Raw genomic sequence first — 8,167 nt, 5'->3', positions numbered from 1 at the left:
CGCCGGGCTGGTGCGGCTGGCGGTGGGGGGGGCTGCCGACCTGTACCGCATGCAGGTCCCGGCGGGCCTGATTGTGGATGCCGCACCGTTGACTGACCTTCTGGCCGACGCCCGGCGCAGGGTATGGGTCTGTGGCCCCGGCCTGACGGTGGAGGAGGTGGGCAGCGTCTTTCCCGTGCTGGTGGAGGCCGGGCGGCAGGTTGTGGCGGATGCTGGGGCATTTTCCATGGCGGCGGGGCGCCCCGGCCTTTTGCGTGGGGCGGCAGTCGTCACCCCCCACGCGGGGGAGTTTGCGCGTGTGTTCGGCCATCCCGGTGATGATCGCCTGGCTGCGGCGCGCGCGGCGGCGGTCCTGATTGATGCCGTGGTGGTGATGAAGGGGCCGGATACGATCATCGCCGCCCCGGATGGGCGGGTTGCGATCAACGATCATGCGACGCCCGCGCTGGGTACGGCGGGGTCAGGCGATACGCTGAGCGGGATCATCGCCGCCATGCTGGCTGCGGGTATGCCCGCGTGGGAGGGGGCATGCGCGGCCGTGTGGCTGCATGGAGAGGCCGCGATGCGCGCGGGGCCATGGCCCATTGCGGAGCAGTTCGACCTGCATCTGGGTGAGGCGCGCGCGAAGGCCGAGGCGGAAGGGCAAAAAAAGCACGGCTGAGAGTGTGTTATTCTGGTTCGCATCTTGCCCCGATGGCTACTCTGCGCTAAAGCCGCGCGCTTGTAGCTTGGGCAATGTGCGGGCGTGGTGGAATTGGTAGACACGCCAGATTTAGGTTCTGGTGACGCAAGTCGTGGGGGTTCAAGTCCCTTCGCCCGTACCATAAAACCCCGGCAATTCGCGTTATGCGAGCAGACGTGGTGGCCCAACCGGCCTCTTGCGTTCTTTGATACGTTCTGACCGAGAGGATGGCCTGGCAGATGCAGGTTACTGAAACGCTTTCCGATGGCCTGAAGCGCGGTTTTACCGTCACGGTTCCGGCGCAGGAAATTGAAAGCAAGCGCACGGCGCGCCTGAAAGAAATTGGACAGTCCATGAAGCTGCCCGGGTTCCGTCCCGGCAAGGTGCCGCTGAGCATCGTCAAGCAGCGTTTCGGGGCCGAGGTCCAGGGGGAAATCCTGGATCAGGTCATCGGTGACGCGACGCGCACGCTTCTGGATGAACGCGGCCTGCGCCCGGCGATGCAGCCGAAGGTTGAGCTCGTCTCCGGCGGGGAACCCGACAGCAAGGCCGACCTTGAATACACGCTTGCGTTCGAGATCCTGCCCGAAATCCCGGTGCCCGACCTTTCGGCACTGTCGCTGACACGGCTGAAGTCCGCGGTGAACGCGGAAACGGTTGACAAGGCGCTGAAGGAAATCGCCGGTCGCCAGCGTGAGTTTGAGACGATCACCGAGGACCGTCCCGCCGCAAACGGCGATGTCCTGATGGTTGATTTCGTCGGCAAGATCGACGGCGTCGCGTTCGATGGCGGTTCCGCCGACGACGTGAATGTCGAGATCGGTGGCGCGGGCTTCATCCCCGGCTTTGCCGAGCAGCTTGAAGGCATGAAGGCTGGTGACGAAAAGGTGATCCATGTCACGTTCCCGGCCGATTATCAGGCCGAGAACCTTGCAGGCAAGGAAGCCACCTTTGACATCAAGGCGAAGGAGCTGAAGCGTCCGGTCGATGCGCCGATTGATGACGAACTGGCCAAGAAGCTTGGTTTTGAAGGGCTGGAGCAGGTTCGTGAACTGATCACCAAGCAGGTGGAGCAGGAATACGAGCAGCTTTCGCGCCTGCGCCTGAAGCGCGACCTGCTGGACCAGTTGGCGGAAAAGACGGCGTTTGACGCGCCTCCGGGCATGGTTGACGCCGAATTCACGCAGATCTGGAACCGTATCGAGGAAGACCGCAAGGCTGGTCGTCTGGATGACGAGGACAAGGACAAGGACGAAGACACGCTGCGCGCCGACTATCGCAAGATTGCCGAACGCCGTGTGAAGCTTGGCCTGCTGCTGGCGGAAATCGGACGCGTCAACAACATCTCCGTCACGCAGGACGAGATGGTGCAGGCGATCCGTGCCGAAGCCATGCGCTATCCCGGCCAGGAACAGGCCGTGTTCGAGTTCTTTGGCAAGAACCCGCAGGCCGCCGACAGCCTGCGCGGCCCGATCTTTGAAAACAAGGTCATCGACTACATCGTCGAACTGGCAAAGGTCGAAGACAAGGAAGTGACGCCCGAGGAACTGGCCGAGATGCCGGAAGCCAGTGTCTGAGGCTGCGGTCATCTGAGGCTGCGGTTCAGGCCTTGCGGACGTCGGCTGGACGCGTAAAGATCGGTTGTGGTTTTTACGTGTCCAACGACCTTCGTGACGGGGCCAGCAGGTCATGTTCGCATCATATTGTCTAAAATGACGGCAATGGGGTGGTATCTGGCGTGTTTGTCTCTATTTTGTCATAAGTAACCGGGAAAGGTCCGGCTGCTCCGTTTTGATGGCGCGCCCATGCACGTCGGAAAATCAGGGCAGGTCGGGCTTTTGCTTTTCAGGATCGGGAATATGGCTATGAGGGATCGCAATCCCGTAGAGATCTTCAATAATGCTCTTGTGCCGATGGTGGTCGAGCAGACCTCTCGCGGGGAGCGGGCATTCGATATCTATTCCCGCCTGCTGCAAGAGCGCATCATCTTTCTGACCGGGCCTGTATACGATCAGGTTTCCGCCGTCGTGTCCGCGCAGCTCCTGTATCTGGAAAGCGTGAACCCGACCAAGGAAATCTCGTTCTATATCAACAGCCCTGGTGGGGTGGTGTCGGCTGGTCTCGCGATTTACGACACCATGCAGTATATCCGCAGCCCCGTCAGCACGGTGTGCATTGGTCAGGCAGCGTCGATGGGGTCGCTGCTGCTGGCCGGCGGGGAGAAGGGTCGCCGTTTCGCGCTGCCCAATTCCCGCGTGATGGTGCATCAGCCCTCCGGCGGGGCGCAGGGGCAGGCCAGTGACATCGAAATTCAGGCAACGGAAATCCTGACCATCCGCAAGCGCCTGAACGAGATCTATGAAAACCACACCGGCCGCACGCTTGAGGAAATCGAGCGCAAGCTCGAACGTGACAGCTACATGTCGGCGGAAGAGGCATGTGCGTTTGGCATCGTTGATGAAGTCGTACGCAACCATGCAACCGAAAAGGCCGCCGACTGATATGCATGCGGGCGACACGGGACTACGATGCGCGATGTCGCGTGCGCGTTCCCGTGTTCCTGCAGGCACGACGAAAGCCACCGTCGCGTGATACGGCTGGCGTGTTATTGGGGGAAGGGGATGCCGCGCGGTGCATCTTCAATCCCTTGGCGACTGGATAAGCTGCGGCGCACCGGGACAGGTGAAAGGTTCCGGTCGTCGGGAATGGACAGGTTCCTCCTTGCGGGGGAATAGGAGCGGTTATGAACAACAAATCCGGCGATTCCAAAAACACCCTTTATTGCTCGTTCTGTGGCAAGTCCCAGCACGAGGTCCGGAAGCTCATCGCCGGTCCAACCGTGTTCATTTGCGATGAATGCGTCGAACTGTGCATGGATATCATCCGCGAGGAGCATAAGACGCACCTTGTGAAATCGCGTGATGGCGTGCCGACCCCGCGTGAGATCTGCAATATCCTTGATGACTATGTCATCGGACAGATGCACGCCAAGAAGGTGCTGTCGGTTGCGGTCCATAACCATTACAAGCGTCTGGCCCACAGCCAGAAGAACAACGACGTCGAGATCGCAAAGTCGAACATCATGCTGATCGGCCCGACAGGATCGGGTAAGACGCTGCTGGCGCAGACGCTGGCGCGAATCCTTGATGTTCCATTCACCATGGCCGACGCCACGACCCTGACCGAAGCAGGTTATGTGGGTGAGGACGTGGAGAATATCATCCTCAAGCTGCTGCAGGCCGCAGATTACAATGTGGAGAAGGCGCAGCGCGGCATCGTCTATATCGACGAGATCGACAAGATTTCGCGCAAGTCCGACAATCCCTCGATCACCCGCGACGTCAGTGGGGAAGGCGTGCAGCAGGCATTGCTCAAGATCATGGAAGGGACGGTGGCCTCTGTCCCGCCGCAGGGCGGGCGCAAGCATCCACAGCAGGAATTCCTGCAGGTGGACACCACCAACATGCTGTTTATCTGTGGTGGTGCGTTCGCAGGCCTCGACAAGATCATCAGCGCCCGGGGCAAGGGATCGGGAATCGGGTTCGGCGCGGATGTGCAATCCCCCGATGACCGCCGCACGGGCGCGATCCTGCGCGATATCGAGCCCGAGGACCTGTTGAAGTTCGGCCTGATCCCTGAATTCATCGGTCGTCTGCCGGTTCTCGCCACGCTTGAAGACCTTGATGAAGCCGCGTTGATCGAGATCCTGACCAAGCCCAAGAATGCGTTGGTCAAGCAGTATGCGCGCCTGTTCCAGATGGAAGATGTGAAGCTTACCTTCTCCGATGAGGCGTTGAGTACGATCGCCCAGCGCGCGATTGCGCGGCGCACCGGTGCGCGTGGCCTGCGCGCCATTCTGGAAAGCATTCTGCTGACGACGATGTTCGACCTTCCGGGCCTGAAGAATGTAGAGGAAATCGTGGTCAACAAGGACGCGGCGGAAAACAAGGCCCCGCCGGTCTATGTCTATGGCAAGGCCCAGCCAGAAGAGCAGTCCGCCTGAGTCGCGCCGGATTTGCTTTTGGCAAAGGTTTTTCGTTTTTGATGATGCATGTCATTTGCGATTCTCTCACTTGTGCCAGTGAAGGCAAGTGACAACATGACTCATCAGGTCACCGCATGTGTGGTGTTACGGGTTCGCAGGCCGCGTGTCGGGTGTGGACCCGGGATCGTCCATCAGGAGGTCAAGTTACATGTCTGAATCCGAAAGACTGGACCAGGTGCCCGGCACCCCCGAAAATACGGAAAAGAATGTGCCGGTATCGGTGTCGTCGCATGAAGGCGACGACATTGCCCCGCGCGAAAAGGACACGATGGCCGTCCTGCCGCTGCGTGATATCGTGGTGTTTCCCCACATGATCGTGCCGCTGTTCGTGGGGCGGGAAAAATCCGTCCGTGCGTTGGAAGCCGTCACGAAGAACGACAAGCAGATCCTGCTGGTGGCGCAGAAGAACGCGTCGCAGGATGATCCGTCTGTCGATGATATTTACCGTTATGGCACGGTTTCCACGATCCTGCAGTTGCTGAAGCTGCCAGACGGGACGGTCAAGGTGCTGGTTGAAGGCGGGCGTCGTGCGCGCATTTCCACCCTGCATGAGATCGACGGCCATTTCGAGGCCGAGATCGAGGAAGTGTCGGAAGAGGAAACCGACGGCAAGGAAGCCGAGGCCCTGGGCCGCACGATCATTTCCCAGTTTGAGCAGTATATCAAACTGAACAAGAAGATCGCGCCGGAGGTTCTCGTCTCCCTCAATCAGATCGACAACCTGTCGAAGCTGGCGGATACGATCGCAAGCCACCTGAACCTCAAGATTTCCGAAAAACAGGAAATCCTTGAAATCCAGGATGTCAATGCACGTTTGGAACGGGTTTTCGCCCACATGGAGGCCGAAATCGGTGTCCTGCAGGTGGAAAAGCGCATCCGCAACCGCGTCAAGCGGCAGATGGAAAAAACGCAGCGCGAATACTATCTGAATGAGCAGCTCAAGGCGATCCAGAAGGAACTTGGCGAAGGTGAGGACGGTAAGGACGAGACCGCCGAGCTTGAGGAAAAGATCGCCAAGACCAAGCTGAGCAAGGAAGCGCGCGACAAGGCGGTGGCGGAGCTGAAGAAGCTGCGGACCATGAGCCCGATGTCAGCCGAATCGACGGTGGTGCGCAACTACCTCGACTGGCTGCTGGGCATTCCGTGGAAAAAGCGTTCCAAGGTGCGCCACGACCTGCCCGAAGCGGAAAAGATCCTCGATACCGACCATTATGGGCTGGAGAAGGTCAAGGAACGCATCCTTGAATATCTGGCGGTGCAGAGTCGTGCGCAGAAGCTCAAGGGGCCGATCCTGTGCCTTGTCGGGCCGCCGGGCGTGGGCAAGACGTCGCTTGCACGTTCGATCGCAAAGGCGACGGGACGGCAGTATGTGCGCATGTCGCTGGGTGGAATGCGTGACGAGGCGGAGATTCGCGGTCATCGGCGGACCTATATCGGTTCCATGCCCGGCAAGATCATTCAGGGCATGAAAAAGGCGAAGACGTCGAATCCGCTCTTCCTGCTTGATGAGATAGACAAGCTCGGTGCCGACTGGCGTGGCGATCCGTCCTCGGCATTGCTTGAGGTGCTGGACCCGGAGCAGAACGCAACCTTTGGCGATCACTATCTGGAGGTGGATTACGACCTGTCGGATGTGATGTTCATCACCACGGCTAACAGCCTGAACATGCCGCAGCCGCTGCTTGACCGCATGGAGATCATCCGCCTGTCAGGTTACACCGAGGATGAGAAGGTCGAGATTGCGAAGCGCCACCTGCTGTCCAAGCAGGCGGAGGCCAACAACCTCAAACCCGGCGAATGGTCCGTCAGCGACGACGCCCTGCTTGAACTGGTCCGCAGCTATACGCGTGAGGCCGGGGTGCGTAACCTTGAGCGTGAGATCGCCACCCTTGCGCGCAAGGCCGTGACGGAAATCGTGACGGGTAAGGCCAAGTCGGTTGCGATCACGAAGGACAACCTCGAAAAATATGCAGGCGTAAAGCGTTTCCGCCATGGCGAAACTGAAACCGAGGATATGGTCGGGGTCGTCACCGGCCTTGCCTGGACCGAAGTGGGGGGCGAGATCCTGACGATCGAGAGCGTGATGGTGCCGGGCAAGGGCAACATCAAGCTGACGGGCAAGCTTGGCGATGTGATGAAGGAAAGCGTGGCGGCGGCCCTGTCCTATGTCCGCAGCCGGGCCGTGTCGTTTGGCATCAAGCCGACATTGTTTGAAAAGCGTGACCTGCATGTGCATGTGCCCGAAGGCGCGACGCCCAAGGATGGCCCGTCGGCAGGCATCGCCATGGCCACGTCGATCGTCAGCGTGATGACCGGTATTCCCGTGCGTCGTGATGTCGGCATGACCGGGGAAATCACGTTGCGTGGGCGTGTGCTGGCCATCGGTGGGCTGAAGGAGAAGCTGCTGGCGGCGCATCGCGCGGGAATACGCACGGTCTTTATCCCCAAGGATAATGAAAAGGATCTGGTGGATATCCCCAAGACGGTGATCGACGACCTGAAGGTGATTCCCGTCGCCCACGTGGACGAGGTCATTTCCAAGGCGCTGGTCCATGCACCCGATCCAATCGAATGGGTGGAACCGCCTGAAGGCGTGGCCACCAATCCGGCCGCCGAACCGGCGCTGGCGTCGCTCCCGCACTGATTGGGGCACCTGTCAAGCGTAGCAAAATTGTCATGACAGGGGGGAATGACCGATTTTGTGGGTCATTCCCTGCCTTCGGTCGGTTGACGTGAGAGAAAACAGCGGCATAGTGCAGGCAGAAAATGCGACGCCAAAACATACGTGATGAAGCGGTCGCAGTCAGTTACATAGAAAGGCGTAAAATGGAGAAGCCACTTAACAAGCAGGAACTCGTTGCTGCTGTTGCCGAGAACGCCGACCTGGCAAAGGCGAAGGCGGGCGAAGTGGTCGATGCTGTGTTCGGCGCGATCGAAAAGGCCCTGTCCAACGGACAGGAAGTACGTCTGGTCGGTTTCGGTACGTTTGTGACCGCAACCCGCAAGGCCGCCAAGGGCCGCAACCCGCGCACGGGTGAAGAGATCGACATTCCGGCTTCGACTTCCGTGCGATTCAAGCCTGGCAAGAACCTGAAAGAAGCTGTAAGCAAATAAGCAGCTTGCCTCAGGTTGAGGGGTGCTGGTCCACGATGTGGATTACCGGCCCCTCTGTTTCTGATGCATCACAAGGGCGATTAGCTCAGCGGTAGAGCGTCTCGTTTACACCGAGAGGGTCGGCGGTTCGATCCCGTCATCGCCCACCATGCAGCATGCTGCATGATGATACTGATCCGGTGATCGTCATAAGATGACGATATTATCGCGATCAGGACGTTTCAGGTGTCATACCCTGTTGACGCCACCGGGATGGATCGATAGAGATCCCCACACACCTACGCGGGTGTAGCTCAGTTGGTTAGAGCGCCGGCCTGTCACGCCGG

At 59.5% G+C, this 8,167-nt stretch carries 6 protein-coding genes and 2 tRNA genes; all 8 read left to right on the top strand.

All coding sequences use genetic code 11. The annotated features are described in order from the left end of the window. A partial coding sequence (locus tag B7G66_RS00350; protein WP_048858746.1) for an ADP-dependent NAD(P)H-hydrate dehydratase occupies positions 1-661 on the top strand: 661 nt, incomplete at its 5' end. A 78-nt stretch (positions 662-739) separates the two neighbouring features. After that, positions 740-824 (top strand) — tRNA-Leu (locus B7G66_RS00345). Positions 825-921: 97 nt separating this feature from the next. Continuing rightward, on the top strand, positions 922-2,259 hold the full coding sequence (gene tig, locus B7G66_RS00340; RefSeq protein WP_003620750.1) for a trigger factor: 1,338 nt from the start codon (positions 922-924) through the stop codon (positions 2,257-2,259). 288 nt (positions 2,260-2,547) lie between these two features. After that, entirely contained in the window at positions 2,548-3,183 is a 636-nt protein-coding gene (locus B7G66_RS00335; protein WP_003620749.1) for an ATP-dependent Clp protease proteolytic subunit, read from the top strand. A 242-nt stretch (positions 3,184-3,425) separates the two neighbouring features. Further along, a complete protein-coding gene (gene clpX / locus B7G66_RS00330; RefSeq protein ID WP_003620747.1) occupies positions 3,426-4,685 on the top strand; it encodes an ATP-dependent Clp protease ATP-binding subunit ClpX in 1,260 nt (419 codons plus the stop codon). Positions 4,686-4,875: 190 nt separating this feature from the next. Further along, the gene (lon, locus tag B7G66_RS00325) at positions 4,876-7,371 is read left to right on the top strand and encodes an endopeptidase La (RefSeq protein WP_003620744.1); all 2,496 of its coding nucleotides are present in this window, start codon (positions 4,876-4,878) and stop codon (positions 7,369-7,371) included. A 122-nt stretch (positions 7,372-7,493) separates the two neighbouring features. Next, positions 7,494-7,841, top strand: a complete 348-nt coding sequence (locus B7G66_RS00320; RefSeq protein ID WP_159107935.1) for an HU family DNA-binding protein — start codon at positions 7,494-7,496, stop codon at positions 7,839-7,841. 74 nt (positions 7,842-7,915) lie between these two features. After that, positions 7,916-7,990 (top strand) — tRNA-Val (locus B7G66_RS00315). The last annotated feature ends 177 nt before the right edge of the window (positions 7,991-8,167 follow it).

The sequence above is a fragment of the Novacetimonas hansenii JCM 7643 genome (assembly GCF_000964405.1).
GTDB classification, from domain to species: domain Bacteria; phylum Pseudomonadota; class Alphaproteobacteria; order Acetobacterales; family Acetobacteraceae; genus Novacetimonas; species Novacetimonas hansenii.
The sequence above is the reverse complement of the archived record's forward strand: the minus strand, read 5'-3'. Positions and strand labels throughout refer to the sequence as shown.